The following is a 14,623-nucleotide window of genomic DNA, read 5'->3' on the forward strand; positions in this document are numbered from 1 at the left end:
CCACCCGGTCGGCGGCGAAGGATCCCGTCGTCCGGCAGCAGAATGGAGGACGTGGCGGCGGTCACGGCTGCGGCCGGGTCGCGCTCGCCTCCCGGGACGAGACGACAGGCAGGTGCAGGGATGATCCGTGTCATCATCGTCGACGACGAAGCGCTCGTGCGCAGCGGCTTCACGATGATCCTCAACGCCACCCCCGACATCCGCGTCGTGGCGAGCGCGACGGGGGTCGACGCGTGGGAGGTCATCGAGGCCGAACGCCCCGACGTCCTCCTCCTCGACATCCGGATGCCGCAGGTCGACGGGCTGACGCTGCTGAGCGCGCTGACGGCGCTGCCCGATCGACCCGCGATCGCGATGCTCACCACGTTCGACGCGGACGAGTACGTCATGACGGCGCTGAACTCCGGCGCCTCCGGCTTCCTCCTCAAGGACACCGAGCCGGAGCAGCTCGCCCAGTACGTGCGCGCCCTCGCCGCCGGCGGCGTCGTCCTCGCACCGCGCGCCTCGCAGCGGCTGCTTCAGGCGCACCCCGGGCTCGCGTCGAAGACGGATGCCGAAGCCGAACGCGTCTCGTCGCTGACCGAACGCGAGCAGCAGGTGCTCGCGCTCGTCGCGGAGGGACTCTCGAACGCCGAGATCGGTGCGCGCCTCTACCTGGGCGCGGGCACCGTCAAGGATCACGTCAGCGCCATCCTCGCCAAGCTCGGCGTCGCCGGCCGCGTGCAGGCCGCCCTCGCGGCCCAGCGCGCCGGTCTCCTCGACGACCGGGAGGCCTCCTCGTGAGCGCCCTGGCCGCGTGGTGGCGCCGGATCCCCCCGGTGGTCGTCGACCTGCTGACGGTCACCGTGGCCGCCGCCGACGTGTACCTGTCCGCCGACACCGAGGATCCCTTCGCCTACGTCGCCTGCGTCGTGGCCTGCGCCGCACTCCTCATCCGGCGACGCTGGCCGCTCTGGGCGTTCGCGCTGACCGTCCCGGCCGCCCTGATCTCCAACATCCTCGCCGCGCCCGTGATCGCCCTGTTCAGCCTGTCGGTGCGCAGCCGCACGCGGTGGATCCTCGTCGCCGCGGGCGCCGTGTTCGCGGCGGCCGAGGCGATCGGCTGGCCCCTCACGGCGCGGCTGGTCGGGGATCAGAGCTGGACGGCGGTGACGTTCTTCTATCAGCTCGCCACCGCCGCCGCGCCGATCCTGCTCGGTCAGCTCGTGCAGACGGCCGCCACGCTGCGCGCGCGCATCGAGGAGATCGAGACGACGAAGCGTCACGAGCGCGAGCTCTACGCCCAGACGGTGCTCGCCCGGGAACGCAACCAGCTCGCCCGAGAGATGCACGACGTCGTCTCGCACCAGGTCAGCCTGATCGCCGTCCAAGCCTCCGCGCTGCAGATGACGACCGCCGACCCCGCGGTGCGGGAGGCGGCGGCATCCATTCGGCGCCTCAGCTCGACGACCTTGGAGGAGCTGCGGTCGATGGTGATGCTCCTGCGCGCCGCCGGCACGCGCAGCCCCGGGCTGGCCCCGCAGCCGACGCTGGCCGAGCTGCCCGGACTCATCGGGTCGAGCGGCCTGCCCATCACCGTGACCGGCGCCGCCCCGGAGGCGACCAGCGCCGCGGCCCAACGGGCCGTGTACCGCACGGTGCAGGAGGCGCTGACGAACGCCCGCAAGCACGCGCCCGGCTCGCCCATCACGGTGGCGCTCTGGCAGAACGATCAGGCGTGGGGCGTGACGGTGCGAAACGGCGCCGGGACGGCCCGCCCGCTCGAGCTGCCGGGCGGCGGCATCGGGCTGCGCGGGCTGCGCGAGCGCGCCGAGATCCTCGGCGGCACCCTCGACGCGCGGGCGGAGGCGGAGGGATTCGTCGTGGAGCTGTCGCTGCCGCGCCAGCTCAGCTGACGGCCGTGCGTCGTCAGCTCGAACCCCGGCGACGGTAGCCCGGGGCGGCCGGCGGCGCGGCATCCGCCTCCCGGCGCGTCAGCCGCGCGGGGTCGAGGATGAACAGGGCGATCAGCGCGAGCGCGATGCCCCCGGCCACGAAGAGGCCCTGGGTGCTCTGCAGCAGCAGGGTGACGTAGCCGAGCGCGACCACGTGGAACACGTAGCGTCCGGCGCTGGTCACGGTGTACGGCTGAGGGTCGTCGACGTCGTTGGCATCGCCGCGCAGCACGAACGAGAAGGTCCCGTCGCCGAGATCGGTGCTCGAGACGAGCCGGTGCGTCACGAGTCCCAGCCCTCGGGGCCGTTCGACGGTGACGATGTCGCCCGGCACGAACTCCGCGGCCGCCACCGACTGCGTGAACACGACCGCCCCGACCGGGATCTCCGGCTCCATCGAGCCGGAGATGACGACGACGGGGCGGATGCCGGTGATCAGCGCGAGCGCGAAGACCGCGATGCACACCACGCCGAGCAGCGCCGCGATCGTCAGCAGGCCGGAACGGATCGCCGCGTAGACGCGGAGCCCGGGCGACAGGCGGGGGCGGGCGTCGCCGTCTGCGGGCGTGGGTGTCACGGAGTCACCGAGGCCGCGCCGAAGCGCACGCTCAGGAGCGATCGACCACCGTTCAGCGACGCGGTCTCGGGCTCGTCGAGGTAGTGGATCTCCAGGTGCACGGCGCCGGCGCTGCCGGTCGCCCCCGCGATGTACGCGGCCCCGTCCGCCAGCGGTGCCGCGCCGCGCGGCGCCAGCACCGCGAGGGTTCCCGTCGCCTCGGCCAGAGTGGCGTCGGCGAAGATCACGGCACCGGCGGCATCCGTCGCGGTGAAGCGCAGCCACGGGGTGATGTCGGGGTCGGCCGAGCCGGACCCCTGGCTGACGACGGTGACGGCGACCTCGGCGCCGAGACGCTCGGTGTTGTTGATCACCGGGATGTCGACGCTCACCGTGCCTCCGGGCATGAGCTCATCGCCCGCGGCGACGGGCCAGCTCAGCGGCGCCGACGACGGCGCCACGTGCACGAGCCCGGTCTGGTCGACCAGGGCGACCTCGAAGGTGCCGTCGAATCCGATGCCCTCGCTCGCCTCGCCGCTCAGGTTGAGGGATGCACGGTCGGCGAGGGCCGCCGCCGACACGGAGACCGCGCCGGCCAGCAGGAGTCCTCCGGACAGCACCACCGCGACCGCGTTCCGGCGCGTCGCGCGCCGCCGGCGCCGGGTCTCGCGTGTGCGCTCACGACGGGTGCTCATCGCGTCCCTCCTTCGTTCTCGACGTTCTCTCGGTCGCGACGGCGGCGGGCGAGCAGCAGGATGCCGATCGCCAGGGCCAGCGCGGCTGCCACCAGGACGCCCGACGCCCAGACCCCACCGGTGGTCGCCAGCCGGTCGGGTTGCGCCTCCGCGGCCTGCGCGTCGAACCGGAACGTCAGCGTGCCCCCGGCGTTCTGGTACTCGTCGCCCGCCTCGATGGGCAGCGCCACGAGGCCGTCGAGCCGATAGGTCTCTCCGGCGGCGAGCGCCGGCAGCTCGACGCTGGTGCCGACGGCGTCGCCCGCCGCGGCAGCCACGACGGCGACACCCGTCGAGGTGTCCGACAGTCGCAGACGCAACGGCTCGGGGCCCGAGAACAGGCGTTCCGCCTCGCCCTCGATGCGCACGCTCAGCGAGATCTCGCCGCCCGACACGTTGCGCACGGCCATCTGCCAGCTCTGCTCCTCACCGGGAGCAGGTGCCTCGATCGAGACCGTCGCGGGCGTCGCATCGATCAGCGGCGACGACGCGGCGGCGCCCGACGCGGAGGAGCCGGCGGCGATCAGCCCGAGCAGGCCGGCGACGACGAACGCGGGGAGCGCTCGTCGACGTCGGGCCGGTGCGGCCGCGGTGTTCGTCGTTCCCACAGGGTGTCCCGTCGTCGAGGTGGAGGAGTGTGCGCGCATCGGTCAGCCTTCCGTCCGGATGCCGGGCAGAGCGAGGGGCGTGAAGGTGCGACGGTCCAGCTCGGCGCCCGGAATGGCTCCGTCGCGCCCGTCGCCCCACCCGATCAGCACCGAGTCGCTCCGCGTCGCGTAGCTCGTGTCCCGAGACCCGCCGATCCCGATCATGTCGGTGAGGGGAAGCTTGATCGGCGTGGAGGCGGCGGTCGTGCCCTGCCCCGTGGTGCCGTCCGGACGGATGTTGCCCGAGGCCGCCCAGCGGGCGTTGTCACCCCAGCCCCACACGTCGCCGTCGTCCGTCAGCACGAGGAAGTGGTAGTTGCCGGCCGAGACGCGCGCGACGGGGCCATCGACGGTGATGGGCAGCACCTGGACGGCGGTCGCCGCCGTGGCCTCCCTGCCGAGCTGGCTGTAGTTGCGCGAGCCGAAGGTGTAGACGGTCCCGTCCCGGGTGAGGAGAGCGGCGGCCTGACGCGAGGAGGTGATCGCGACGATCGAGCAGGTGTCCTCGCCGTACACGGCCACCGCGGGCCCCTCGCACGACTCCGCGATGTCCGTGAGGGCGGGCACGAGCCTGGGCGTGTGGTTGTTGGTGGTGGAGGCGGTGCCCATCCCCGACTCGCCCCCGTAGCTGCGGCCCCACCAGTACACCTCGTTGTCGCGGGTGACGACCCAGGTGAGGCGCTGCCCGACGTGCATGGAGTGCACGTTGCTCATGACGAGATACGGAGAGTTGGGACCCGCCGACGTCGTGGTGCTCCCGTTCCCGGCCTGGCCGTACTGGCCCGAGCCCCACGTGTAGACCTTGCCGGACTCGGTGAGCACCGCCATCGTCGCCCGCATCGAGCCGATGTCGATCACCTTCTCGTCATCGGGGATGGCGACCTTCTGCGGTGTGTCTCGGTAGTCGGCGTTCCCTGTCGTCGAGCCGATGCCCAGACGCCCGAGTTTGTTCGATCCCCACGTGTAGACCTCGCCGGACTCCGTGAGCGCGCCGAAGGTACCGAAGGCGTCGCTCAGGTCGGACGCGCCGACCACCTTGGTGACGTTCGGCAGACTGTACACCGGCGTCGGCGCCGAGTTCGTGTCGTTCTGGACGCCGTTGCCGCTCATCCCTCTGTTCTTGTACCCCCACACCCAGACGTATCCGTCGGACAATGCCGCCGAGGTTCCGCTGAACTGGGTCGACACGGCCATGTACACCGCGGGGCTCGTGTAGGTGTCCGCGGCCGCCTCGGCGGTGTCGGTGTAGGCCGCCAGCGTGGGCTGCGGGGCTGCGACCGTGCTCGCCGTGGCCACCGCGAGCACGGCGGCGAGCACGGTGCCGCCGATGCGGCGACGCCGCGAGGATCGGGAGGGCGTCGTCGGGGATGAAGAGTTCACGTTCACGTCGTTCCTGTCACGAGGAGTCCGAGTCGGACGTCCCTGCCGTAGTAGAAGGGGGTGCCCAGACCGGTGGGATAGGAGGATTGGATGACGACCGTCCGCGTCTGGCCGACGGACCAGTCCGGGATCGTCGCCGTCAGGGACTCGGCGGGCACCGCATCGGCGACGAGCGCGCCGTCGACCCAGACCGAGACGATGAGGATGGTGAAGGGGTCACGCACCACGCCGTCGGCATCCGCCGGCTGCGTCGGCAGCAGGGAGCGCATCGTGAGGGTCACCTCGCCCGCGGGGACGGTGCCGTTGTTGCGGACGCGCAGCTCGATACGCTGCGGGTCCTCCGCCCCGACGGGCCGGATCGGACCGAGACCGGTCGTGTCGAGCTCGTAGACCTCCGGATTGCCCTGGACGATGCTGCCGTCCGGCGCTTCGAAGGCGAGGTCGAAGTGCCCGCCCACCGGAGCGAGCTGGCCGTACGCGTCATCCGTGAACGCGGCGGCGCTCACGCCGACCAGCAGTCCCAGGGTCGTGGCTCCGGCGAGGAGGATGAGGAGGCGGTCACGGGTGCGCCGACCGGAGGGGGTCATCGGTTCTCTCCTGCGAAGTGGAAGCGGATGTCCGTCGAGGCCTGCTGCCAGCGGTCGTCGACCGTGTCGGGCAGATGGATGACGACGTCGAAGGTCTCTGACTGGCCCGACACGATCTCTCCGGCCCAGACGGTGGAGGGCAGCTCCGGTGCCGGCACCCCGTCGAGGACGACGACCCCGTCGTGCGAGACGGTGAAGACGAGCTGATCGAAGAGTTCGACGAAGCGTCCCGTGTCGGGATCGATCTCGTTGCCGCGTGGGAAGGGATCATCGATCGCGAGGGACACGGCGCCGGTCAGACGCGGGCTCGCGTTCAGCACGGCGACGCGCAGGCTGATCGAGCCCCCGGGAGCGAGCGGATAGCCGCCGCCGTCGGGACCGTCGAGGGCGATCTGGTAGGAGTCGGGTCTTCCCTGCGCCCAGTCGCTCGCCTCCGGCTGCCAGCCGGACAGCGCGCTGCCCGCGGTCATGAGATCGAAGCCGTTTCGGGAGGCATCCATCGTCACGACGACCTCGGCGGAGTCGCTGAGGGCTGCGGCCGTCAGGAAGCCGCTTGCCGCGAAGACCGCGCCGACGGCGAGGAGGGCCCGGACCCGGCCCGTTCTCTGTACTCTCATTGCCTCGTTCTCGTTCCTGGGACGGTGTTGCGGTCGGGGTGGCGGCCAGGCCGCCACCCCGACGGACTCACGGCTGGACGGATGCCGCGTCGAAGTGCGCCTGCACGTACGAGATCTGGCCCTGCAGCGCGTTGTTGGCGTCGTTGCTGCCCTGGTCCGGGAGGGTGATGCTCACGGTGAGGACACCGTCCTGACCGGAGGTGTAGAGCCCGAGGTCGAGGTCGGCCACGACCGCCTGGGTCGCGTCGGTCACGATCGCGACGCCGTCCACCAGCACGCTGTAGCGCAGCGCCTCGGCGATCTGCGCGTCGGAGACGTAGCCGGGGCGGTCCTGCAGCGAGAACGCGATGTCGGCGCTCAGCGCCGGGCTCTCGTTGCGGAAGGGGATGTCCACCGAGATGGTGTCGCCGGGCGTGATCAGGTCGGCGCCCGGAACGGCGATGTTGACGCCCTCGGGGGTGTTCGCCTCCTGCCACGTGCCCGGCACGGGGACGCCGGCGTCGTCGGTGCCGACGACCTGGATGTTGAAGCGGGCGTTCTCGCCGCCGATGCCGTCGTCGGTGCCGTTTCCGAGGTTGAGGTTGGCGTAGTCGGTGAACGCCGCCGCGGTGATGAGGCCGGCGACGGCGAGGAGGGAGCCACCGGCGACGACGAGTCGCTTCGTCCCGCGCGAGGTCGTGTGTGCCATGAGTGTGTTTCCTTACTTTTCGATGGTGAGCTGGGGGCCGACGGGATGCGCCCGCGTCCCCACCGCAACAGCGGTCTCATTGGTAAGAGCACGACGATGGGGCTTCGTCACAGGATCATCGGTTATTTTTTGATTATCAATTATTCTTGCTAGGCGTCAAGAGGGGCCGGGTCTCCGATGACCGGGGACGGCCTCTCCCGCGACGCACACGACGAGGGGCGGACGCGGTGGACAGCGTGCGAGAGGGCACGAGCTCACGCCAACGACTGGCGGAGGAGTTCGCGGCGTCGGCGGCGGCGTTGCGCGGGTATGCGATCCGACTGGGCTCGGATCCGGCGGGAGCCGATGACGCCGTCGCCGAGGCGTTCGCCGTGCTCCTCGCCTTCGACGAGGAGCGGCTGTCGTCCATCGCGAATCTGCGCGCCTACCTCTACACCACCACCCGCAACGTCGTGCGGCGCGCGCAGCTCACCGGCGGGCGGGTCGTCACCGTCGTCGACGAGCAGCTCGACGCCGTGGTGACCGACATCGCCGAGGAGATCGCCGCGAAGGATGCGCGCGCCCTCGCCTACCGCGCGCTCGACGCTCTCGACGGGGTGCAGCGGACCGTCGTGCTCGCGGTCATCGTCGAGGGCCGCTCGCGCGCCGAGGTGGCCGAGGCGATCGGCAAGTCCTCCTCGAACGTGTCCACCATCCTGCATCGCGCCCGGAGCACGCTCCGCTACGGGTACGCGAAGGCCTACGTCGACCTCAACCCGCCTGCGTGCGGCGTGGATCCCGCCCTGCTCGCCCGCGTCGTGACCGGCCGCGCCGCCCGCCGGGACGTCGCGGACTTCCGCCGGCACTCCTCCGCGTGCGACGTGTGCCCGTCGATGGAGCGGTCGCTGACCGAAGAGCTGGGGCGCGGCTCGCTGCTGGCGGTGATGCTGCTCGCCCTGGTGTCCGGCGCGGTGCTCGCGAGCCCCGACGCCGCGGTCGCCCTCGCCTCCGACCCGCCCCGCCGCCCTCCGCGCAAGACGATCATCGCGATGATGGCGGCATTGATCGTCGCCGCGGGAAGCCTTGCGCTGGCGCTGCTCCAGGCGTCACCGATGCCGACCGGGCCGCGCGGGCCGTCGGAGGAGTCGGAGGGGACGACGCGCGCCGGCGCGGTCGCCATCGCAGCCGACCCCGCGCAGATCACGCTGCCGATGCCGGCACCCGGCGAGAGCGTGGAGTGGTCGTCGGAGGTGACGAGCTCCTCCAGCGACGAGATCGCGTTGTACGTCGAGTTCGACACGTCGCCCGCGCACGCGGGCGAGGAGCCCACGCACCAGATCCGGCGCGACGGCGCCGCCGTCGGCGAGCCCTTCCTGTCCTCTCACGCCGAGGGGAGCCTGTCGCTCGGGCGCCTCGCGCCGGGCGGAACGGCCACCGTGAGCGGCGTGCTCACGCGGCACCCCGACGACACCGATCAGACCCTCGCCGCCACGCTGGTGGTCCGCGTCTGGGCCTCCGCCGATGTCGATGCGGCGCCGGGCGCCGGCCACTGGTCCGTCCCACCCTCGAGCGCGCTCGCCTCGACGGGCGCCACCCCGATGCCCCTCATCCCCCTCGCGTTCGCGCTGCTCGCGCTCGGCCTCGCAGCCATCCTGCGCGCCCAGCGGCGGAAGACGCGGCTATGAGCCGTCGCCCGCACCGCGTCGGCGGCGATTCCAGCGCACGACGAGAGTGATGCCGGGGCGCGAATCCGCTCGTCGGTGGACGTCTCCGTGCGAGGTCGACTCGAAGGTCCGTGGGAGCGGAGACGGAGGGATTTGAACCCTCGGTCCCCGTAAGGGGACTCCACCTTAGCAGGGTGGTGCACTAGGCCTGACTATGCGACGTCTCCAGGCGCTGCGCGGCCGGAGCCGCGCGAACGCACCCGGCAATCATAACCGGTCCGAGCCCTCCCGCCGAACCGGAGGCCGCGCCATCCGGCCCGTGCCCGCGCGTCAGCGCTGCGCGACCGTACAGGTGACCTGCGCCGCCGTCTGACCCGTGATGGAGCTCGGCAGCTGCACGGCCTCCTGCGTCGGCGTGGGCGCCGCCGCGGTGGCGCCGGCATCCGCTGTCGCCGTGGGCTCCGGTGTGGCCGGGTCGCTGGGCGTGGGCGTGGCCTCGCCGACGACCTCGGTTCCGTAGCCGTCGCTCGTGGAGCCCGTCAGCTGGATCGGCTGGTTGTTGGCGAGGGCATCGAAGAGCACCTTCGCCGCCGACGTCACCGGGTCGACACGCAGGCCATCGGCTGCGTAGACCGTCGGATACTGCACGAAGACGATGTCCTGGTAGGGCACGCTGCGCACGGCCATGGCGATCTGCACCATTTTCTGGGGGTTCGCGAGGCTCTTGCTCAGCACGACCTGCGGCGGGTCGGACGTCACCTGCTGCAGCGCGGTGTTGGCGAGGTTCAACAGCGTCGCGGGGTTGCCGAGCACCCCCTCCGACTGCAACTTGCGCACCAGCGAGCTGAGGAACTGCTGCTGGTTGGAGATACGCCCGAGGTCCGAACCGTCGCCGATGGCGTAGCGCGTGCGCAGGAACTGCAGCGCCTCGACGCCGGTGAGCGTGTGGTCGCCCTTCGTGAGGTTCAGCCCCGTGTGCGCATCGAAGATGTCGTCGGCGACACACACGTCGACACCGCCGATGGCGTCCGACATGTTGATCACGCCGGTCCACCGCGTCGCGGCCGCGAACTGGATGTCGATGCCGGTCAGCTTCTTGATCGTGGCAACGGTGCAGGACAGGCCACCGTACATGTACGACGAGTTGAGCATCTGACCGCTCATGGCCGAGTACTGTGTGCCGTCCTCGCCCGTGCACGACGGGATCGGGACGATCATGTCGCGGGGGAAGGAGACGACGGTCACACGCCGCGGCTCATCGGAGATGTGCACCAGCATGGTGACGTCGTTGCGTTCACCCTCGGTGTCGTGATTCTGGCACGCGCTGGAGAGCGAGGCATTGTCGCCTTCACACGAGTCGGTGCCGACGACGAGCATGTTGACGCCGCCCTCGATCTCACCGAGCGTGGGCGGCAGCTGCTCGTCATCGCCGCCGATGGAGACACCGGCGGCCTCCACGGCGCGGGTGGCGTCCCACACGTAGAACGCCCCGACGGCCGTCGTGCTGATCACGGCGACCGCGACGACGGCGGCGAGGATCGCGAGCACCTGCGAGAGCGGGTGGGGCGACTTCAGGATGCCGTGTCGGGCGACGGGCTGCCGACGAGGGCGCTCGGGGCGTGGGCTCACGGGGGACCTTTCGACAGCGGACACGACCGCTCCTGCGGAGGGTGTGGGATTCGAACCCACGGGACATCTCTGCCCACCGGTTTTCAAGACCGGGTCCATCGGCCGCTCGGACAACCCTCCCTGACGGACGCCGCGGCATCCCCAGACAGGCGTCGAGTCTAGTCGACGGACCGTGCCCATCTTCGCGCGTGCGCCTGGGCAGCCGCTGAAAGCGCGGGTCGTGTCGTCGGCAGCTCAGAGCTGCCGCAGGACGTCCGCGACACCGCCGGCGTGGACGGATGCCGTGATCTCCCCCGCCTCGCGGCGCACCTCTTCGGGCCCCTGCCCCATCGCGATCGCGCGTCCGCCGTGTTCGAGCGCCCACCGGAACATCCCGAGGTCGTTGCGCCCGTCCCCCATGACCAGCACCCGGTCGGGCTCGACGCCCAACCAGGTGCGCACGCGCTCCAGCGCGGTCGACTTGTCGACGCCCTGCGGTGCGATGTCGAGCCAGGCCGACCAGCCCACGGCGTACGACACCTTGCTCAGGCCGATGCGGCCGACGAGCTCGAGGAAGTCCTCGTCGGTCTCGTCGGGCGAGACGACGACGACACGGCACACCGGCTGGGCGACCAGCTCGGCGAAGTCGACGCGGCGCGCGTTCGCCAGGTTCCAGTCGTCGAGGCGTTCCGTGTAGAGCCGCTCGCCGTCGGCCAGCTCGACCATGTACTTCGCGTGCGGCAGGTGCGCGCGCAGCAGCCCGACCACCTCCGACGGATGGAACGTCTCGATGTGGAAGCGCTCGTACCGGCCCTCTTCGGCGAAGTCGCCGCCGACCCGCTTCATGATGACCGCCCCGTTGGAGCAGACCGCGTAATCGGGAGCGAGCTCGAGCACGTGCTGGATGCCGCGCGTGCCCTCCCAGCTGCGCCCGGTGGCGAGCATCACCTCGTGCCCGGCGCGGTGCGCGTGCGCGATCGCCTCGACGACTCCCGGGCTGAGCGTCTCGTCCTCCAGCAGCACGGTGCCGTCGACGTCGAGGGCGATGAGCAGGCGCTCGGTGACGATCGTCGGATTCTCGGTGTCGTCCGCAATGGTCTCGATGAGGTGAGCCGCGTCTTTCTGCGCGACAACCGACACCGCTCCGGTGTGCGGCAGCTCTTCTCCGGCGCTCGTCACGCGATCGGCTCCGCCACCTCGAGGCCGCCGAGGTAGGGCCGCAGCACCTCGGGGATCACGACGGAGCCGTCGGCCCGCTGATGCGTCTCGAGCAGCGCCACGATCCAGCGGGTGGTGGCGAGGGTGCCGTTGAGGGTCGCGACGGGCGCGGTCTTGCCCGCGCCGCCGCCCTCGACGGCGGGCCGGTGCCGCACGTCAAGCCGGCGCGCCTGGTAGGTCGTGCAGTTGCTCGTCGAGGTGAGCTCGCGGTACGAGCCCTGCGTGGGGACCCACGCCTCGACGTCGTACTTGCGGGCCGCGCTGGAGCCGAGGTCACCCGCGGCGACGTCGATCACGCGGTAGCTCAGGCCGAGGTCCTGCAGCATCTGCTCCTGCAGCGCGACGAGCCGCAGGTGCTCCGCCTCGGCGTCCTCGGGCGTCGTGTAGACGAACATCTCGAGCTTGTTGAACTGGTGCACGCGGATGATGCCCCGGGTGTCCTTGCCGTACGAGCCCGCTTCGCGGCGGTAGCAGGTCGACCAGCCGGCGTAGCGCTTGGGGCCCGCCGTCAGGTCGAGGATCTCCCCCATGTGGTAGCCGGCGAGCGGGACCTCGCTCGTGCCGACGAGGTAGAGATCGTCGGCCTCCAGCTTGTAGACCTCGTCGGCGTGCTGCCCCAGGAATCCGGTGCCGCGCATGACCTCGGGACGCACGAGCGTCGGCGGGATCATGGGGATGAACCCGGCATCCACGGCGCGCTGGAGCGCGAGGGACATGAGCGCGTATTCGAGGCGCGCTCCGATGCCGGTCAGGAAGTAGAAGCGACTGCCCGACACCTTGGTGCCGCGCTCCATGTCGATGGCGCCGAGCTTCTCGCCCAGGGCGAGGTGGTCCAGCGGCTCGAAGTCGAAGGATGCCGGCTCGCCGTGCGTCCGCACCGTGACGAAGTTCTCTTCGCCCCCGGCCGGAACGCCGTCGATGACGATGTTCTCGATGCGCGCGAGGGCCGCATCCGCCGCCTCTTCGGCGACCGTGACGGCCTGCTGCGCGGCCTTGACGCGGTCGCTGAGCTCCTTCGCCTGGGCGACGAGCGCGCGCTTGTCCTCCTTGGGCGCGGCGGCGACGGTCTTGCCGTGGGCGTTCTGCGCGGCGCGCAGCTCCTCGAAGGCGGTGATCGCGGCGCGTCGGGCACGGTCGGCCTCGATCGCATCGTCGACCGTGTCGGGCGACTCGCCGCGGGCCTGCTGCGAGCGCTTGACGAGGTCCGGGTTGTCACGGAGGAGAGCGAGATCGATCACCCGACAAGTCTAGTTCGCGGGGTCGCGCGCGCTCGGCGTGGCGGGTCGCCCAGCGTCCGGGCGGAGTCCTCGAGTGGACGAGCCCGACGGGCCCGCTCTCCCCGGACGTGCCCGCCCCGCCGCTCATGTTCACCGCCGGGTATGTTTAGCCACATGGCACCTGCTGACGTCACTGCGCCCTCCGGTGACGAGGTGCCGCGCCGTCGCGCGGCGCTCGTCTACAACCCCATCAAGGTGGATGCCGACGCTCTGCGCGCCGCCGTCACGAGCCACTCCTCGGACGCCGGCTGGGGCGAGCCCCTCTTCTTCGAGACGACCGTCGACGAGCTCGGCGACGGGCTGGCCCGCGAAGCGATCGACGCCGGAGCCGCCGCCATCCTCGTGGCGGGGGGCGACGGCACGGTCCGCGCCGTCAGCGAGGCGATGGCCGGGTCCGAGGTGCCCCTCACGATCGTGCCGAGCGGCACCGGCAACCTGCTCGCCCGAAACCTCCAGCTGCCGCTCACCGACCCCGACGCGATGATCGCGGCGACGTTCGAGGGCGACGTGCAGGCGATCGACGTCGGGTTCGCGGAACTCGTCCGCCCCGACGGCGAGCGCGAAGAGCGTGCGTTCGTCGTGATGGGCGGAATGGGCCTGGATGCCGCGATGATCGCCAACACCAGCGGCGACCTGAAGAAGAAGGTCGGCTGGGTCGCGTACGTCGACGGTGCCGCACGCTCGCTCGTGAAGGCGAAGCCGTTCTCGATCATGTACCAGGTCGCCGGTCACCGGATGCATCGCGCCCAGGTGCAGAGCGTACTGTTCGCGAACTGCGGGTCGCTGCCGGCCGGGCTCGAGCTCATCCCCGAGGCGTCGGTGGCCGACGGCCAACTCGACATCGCGATCTTCCAGCCCAAGACCGCGTTCGGCTGGCTCGCGGTCTGGCGCCGCGTCGCGTGGGACAACAGCGTGCTGCGACGCTTCCGCACGGGTCGCCGGATCCTGCGACTGCGGACCAAGGACAACTCGATCCGGTACGCGCGGGGCACCGGCATCCAGATCGCGGCGGGCGCCGCCACGCCCGTGCAGCTCGACGGCGACGAGTTCGGCGAGGCGACCGCGGTGGACGTCCGCATCCACGCCGCCTCGCTCCGGCTCGCCGTGCCCTCCGGGCACACCTCCCCCGCGCTCTAGCGCGGACGCCGGGCGATGTCGTCGAGATGCGCGACGACCAGGCGGCGCGCCGCCTCCGCGTCATCGTCCCCGCCCCACACCGCGTGCAGGGCGGCGCCGTCCAGCAGGGCGTGCAGCCGCTCGGCCTCCAGGCCCGGGTCACGCCCGGCGCCGAGGTCGCCGGCCTCCCGCAGAAGCTCGATGCACGCGCGGCACGCCGCGGTGACCCCGCGGTTGAGGCGCCGGACCGAGTCGTGCAGCCGCGCATCGGTGAGAGCGAGCACCCCGAGCTGGATCTGGGCGAGCAGTTCCACCCTCCGGTCGTGATCGAGGGGCAGCAGCTGCTCCAGGATCTCTTCGGCGAGCCGCCGTCCTGAGAAGTGCCCGCCGAGCCCGGCGATACGCGCGGACACCCGCTGATCGATGAGCAGCAGACAGTGCTCGCGCAGCGCGTGCTGCGTGGGAAAGGTGCGCCGCAGCGACGCGACCGCGATGCCCGCCTCGTCGGCCACGCCGCGCACCGACAGTCCCGCGAGGCCGTCGCGCTCGAGCACGCGCAGCGAGGCCGCGGCGATCTCTCGCGTTCGGGCGTCGTGGTCGATGAGCCGGGGCACGAGA

15 protein-coding genes and 2 tRNA genes are annotated in these 14,623 nt (G+C 71.5%); 4 read left to right on the forward strand and 13 right to left on the reverse strand.

The genetic code is table 11. The features are described 5' to 3' along the window. Positions 1–120 precede the first annotated feature (120 nt). Together KY498_RS09160 and KY498_RS09165 are read left to right on the forward strand one after the other, a co-directional pair. Positions 121–783 carry a response regulator transcription factor gene (locus KY498_RS09160; RefSeq protein ID WP_191007848.1) on the forward strand — a complete coding sequence of 221 codons (663 nt, stop codon included), beginning with the start codon at positions 121–123 and terminating at the stop codon, positions 781–783. Then, positions 780–1,895, forward strand: a complete 1,116-nt coding sequence (locus tag KY498_RS09165; protein WP_061782007.1) for a sensor histidine kinase — start codon at positions 780–782, stop codon at positions 1,893–1,895. The genes KY498_RS09160 and KY498_RS09165 overlap by 4 nt, the downstream gene beginning before the upstream one ends. A 13-nt stretch (positions 1,896–1,908) precedes the next feature. Here the strand turns inward: KY498_RS09165 and KY498_RS09170 are convergent, their stop codons facing one another. The 7 genes from KY498_RS09170 to KY498_RS09200 all read right to left on the reverse strand — a co-directional run bounded on the left by KY498_RS09170 (position 1,909) and on the right by KY498_RS09200 (position 7,143). Next, positions 1,909–2,511, reverse strand: a complete 603-nt coding sequence (locus tag KY498_RS09170; RefSeq protein ID WP_191007847.1) for a signal peptidase I — start codon at positions 2,509–2,511, stop codon at positions 1,909–1,911. Continuing rightward, positions 2,508–3,185: a hypothetical protein gene (locus KY498_RS09175; RefSeq protein WP_061782009.1), complete on the reverse strand. Its 678-nt coding sequence runs from the start codon at positions 3,183–3,185 to the stop codon at positions 2,508–2,510. Before KY498_RS09175 ends, KY498_RS09170 begins: the two co-directional genes overlap by 4 nt. Beyond that, a complete protein-coding gene (locus tag KY498_RS09180; protein WP_191007846.1) occupies positions 3,182–3,871 on the reverse strand; it encodes a hypothetical protein in 690 nt (229 codons plus the stop codon). Before KY498_RS09180 ends, KY498_RS09175 begins: the two co-directional genes overlap by 4 nt. 3 nt (positions 3,872–3,874) lie before the next feature. After that, positions 3,875–5,251 carry a hypothetical protein gene (locus KY498_RS09185; RefSeq protein WP_191007845.1) on the reverse strand — a complete coding sequence of 459 codons (1,377 nt, stop codon included), beginning with the start codon at positions 5,249–5,251 and terminating at the stop codon, positions 3,875–3,877. A 2-nt stretch (positions 5,252–5,253) separates the two neighbouring features. Then, on the reverse strand, positions 5,254–5,838 hold the full coding sequence (locus KY498_RS09190; protein ID WP_191007844.1) for a hypothetical protein: 585 nt from the start codon (positions 5,836–5,838) through the stop codon (positions 5,254–5,256). Next, positions 5,835–6,455 (reverse strand): hypothetical protein, encoded by a 621-nt coding sequence (locus KY498_RS09195; protein ID WP_191007843.1) that lies wholly within the window; start codon positions 6,453–6,455, stop codon positions 5,835–5,837. Before KY498_RS09195 ends, KY498_RS09190 begins: the two co-directional genes overlap by 4 nt. A gap of 67 nt (positions 6,456–6,522) precedes the next feature. After that, positions 6,523–7,143: a hypothetical protein gene (locus tag KY498_RS09200; protein WP_060958995.1), complete on the reverse strand. Its 621-nt coding sequence runs from the start codon at positions 7,141–7,143 to the stop codon at positions 6,523–6,525. Between the two features lie 227 nt (positions 7,144–7,370). Between KY498_RS09200 and KY498_RS09205 the strand changes: the two genes are divergently transcribed. Beyond that, a complete protein-coding gene (locus tag KY498_RS09205) occupies positions 7,371–8,807 on the forward strand; it encodes an RNA polymerase sigma factor (RefSeq protein WP_191007842.1) in 1,437 nt (478 codons plus the stop codon). 117 nt (positions 8,808–8,924) lie between these two features. Here the strand turns inward: KY498_RS09205 and KY498_RS09210 are convergent. From KY498_RS09210 to serS, 5 genes are all read right to left on the reverse strand, one after another. Further along, positions 8,925–9,013 (reverse strand) — tRNA-Ser (locus KY498_RS09210). 103 nt (positions 9,014–9,116) lie between these two features. Further along, a complete protein-coding gene (locus KY498_RS09215; RefSeq protein WP_060958993.1) occupies positions 9,117–10,415 on the reverse strand; it encodes an LCP family protein in 1,299 nt (432 codons plus the stop codon). Between the two features lie 35 nt (positions 10,416–10,450). After that, positions 10,451–10,535, reverse strand: a tRNA-Ser gene (locus KY498_RS09220). A gap of 114 nt (positions 10,536–10,649) precedes the next feature. Further along, the gene (locus KY498_RS09225) at positions 10,650–11,573 is read right to left on the reverse strand and encodes an HAD family hydrolase (RefSeq protein WP_191007841.1); all 924 of its coding nucleotides are present in this window, start codon (positions 11,571–11,573) and stop codon (positions 10,650–10,652) included. After that, a complete protein-coding gene (gene serS / locus KY498_RS09230; protein ID WP_191009555.1) occupies positions 11,570–12,850 on the reverse strand; it encodes a serine--tRNA ligase in 1,281 nt (426 codons plus the stop codon). The genes KY498_RS09225 and serS overlap by 4 nt, the downstream gene beginning before the upstream one ends. 153 nt (positions 12,851–13,003) lie before the next feature. Here serS and KY498_RS09235 point away from each other — a divergent pair, with 153 nt between their 5' ends. Continuing rightward, positions 13,004–14,026, forward strand: a complete 1,023-nt coding sequence (locus tag KY498_RS09235; RefSeq protein ID WP_191009554.1) for a diacylglycerol kinase family protein — start codon at positions 13,004–13,006, stop codon at positions 14,024–14,026. Here the strand turns inward: KY498_RS09235 and KY498_RS09240 are convergent. Further along, positions 14,023–14,619 carry a TetR/AcrR family transcriptional regulator gene (locus KY498_RS09240; protein WP_191009553.1) on the reverse strand — a complete coding sequence of 199 codons (597 nt, stop codon included), beginning with the start codon at positions 14,617–14,619 and terminating at the stop codon, positions 14,023–14,025. The two genes, KY498_RS09235 and KY498_RS09240, sit on opposite strands and share 4 nt — an antisense overlap. Between the last annotated feature and the right edge of the window lie 4 nt (positions 14,620–14,623).

The organism is Microbacterium sp. PAMC21962, from assembly GCF_019443465.1.
In the GTDB taxonomy this organism is placed as follows: Bacteria; Actinomycetota; Actinomycetes; order Actinomycetales; family Microbacteriaceae; genus Microbacterium; species Microbacterium hominis.

Coding starts and splice junctions, on each gene's coding strand:
- KY498_RS09190 (WP_191007844.1), bottom strand. CDS start 5,838: ATGACCCCCTCCGGTCGGCGCACCCGTGACCGCCTCCTCATCCTCCTC.
- KY498_RS09175 (WP_061782009.1), bottom strand. CDS start 3,185: ATGAGCACCCGTCGTGAGCGCACACGCGAGACCCGGCGCCGGCGGCGC.
- KY498_RS09160 (WP_191007848.1), top strand. CDS start 121: ATGATCCGTGTCATCATCGTCGACGACGAAGCGCTCGTGCGCAGCGGC.
- KY498_RS09180 (WP_191007846.1), bottom strand. CDS start 3,871: ATGCGCGCACACTCCTCCACCTCGACGACGGGACACCCTGTGGGAACG.
- KY498_RS09235 (WP_191009554.1), top strand. CDS start 13,004: ATGGCACCTGCTGACGTCACTGCGCCCTCCGGTGACGAGGTGCCGCGC.
- KY498_RS09195 (WP_191007843.1), bottom strand. CDS start 6,455: ATGAGAGTACAGAGAACGGGCCGGGTCCGGGCCCTCCTCGCCGTCGGC.
- KY498_RS09200 (WP_060958995.1), bottom strand. CDS start 7,143: ATGGCACACACGACCTCGCGCGGGACGAAGCGACTCGTCGTCGCCGGT.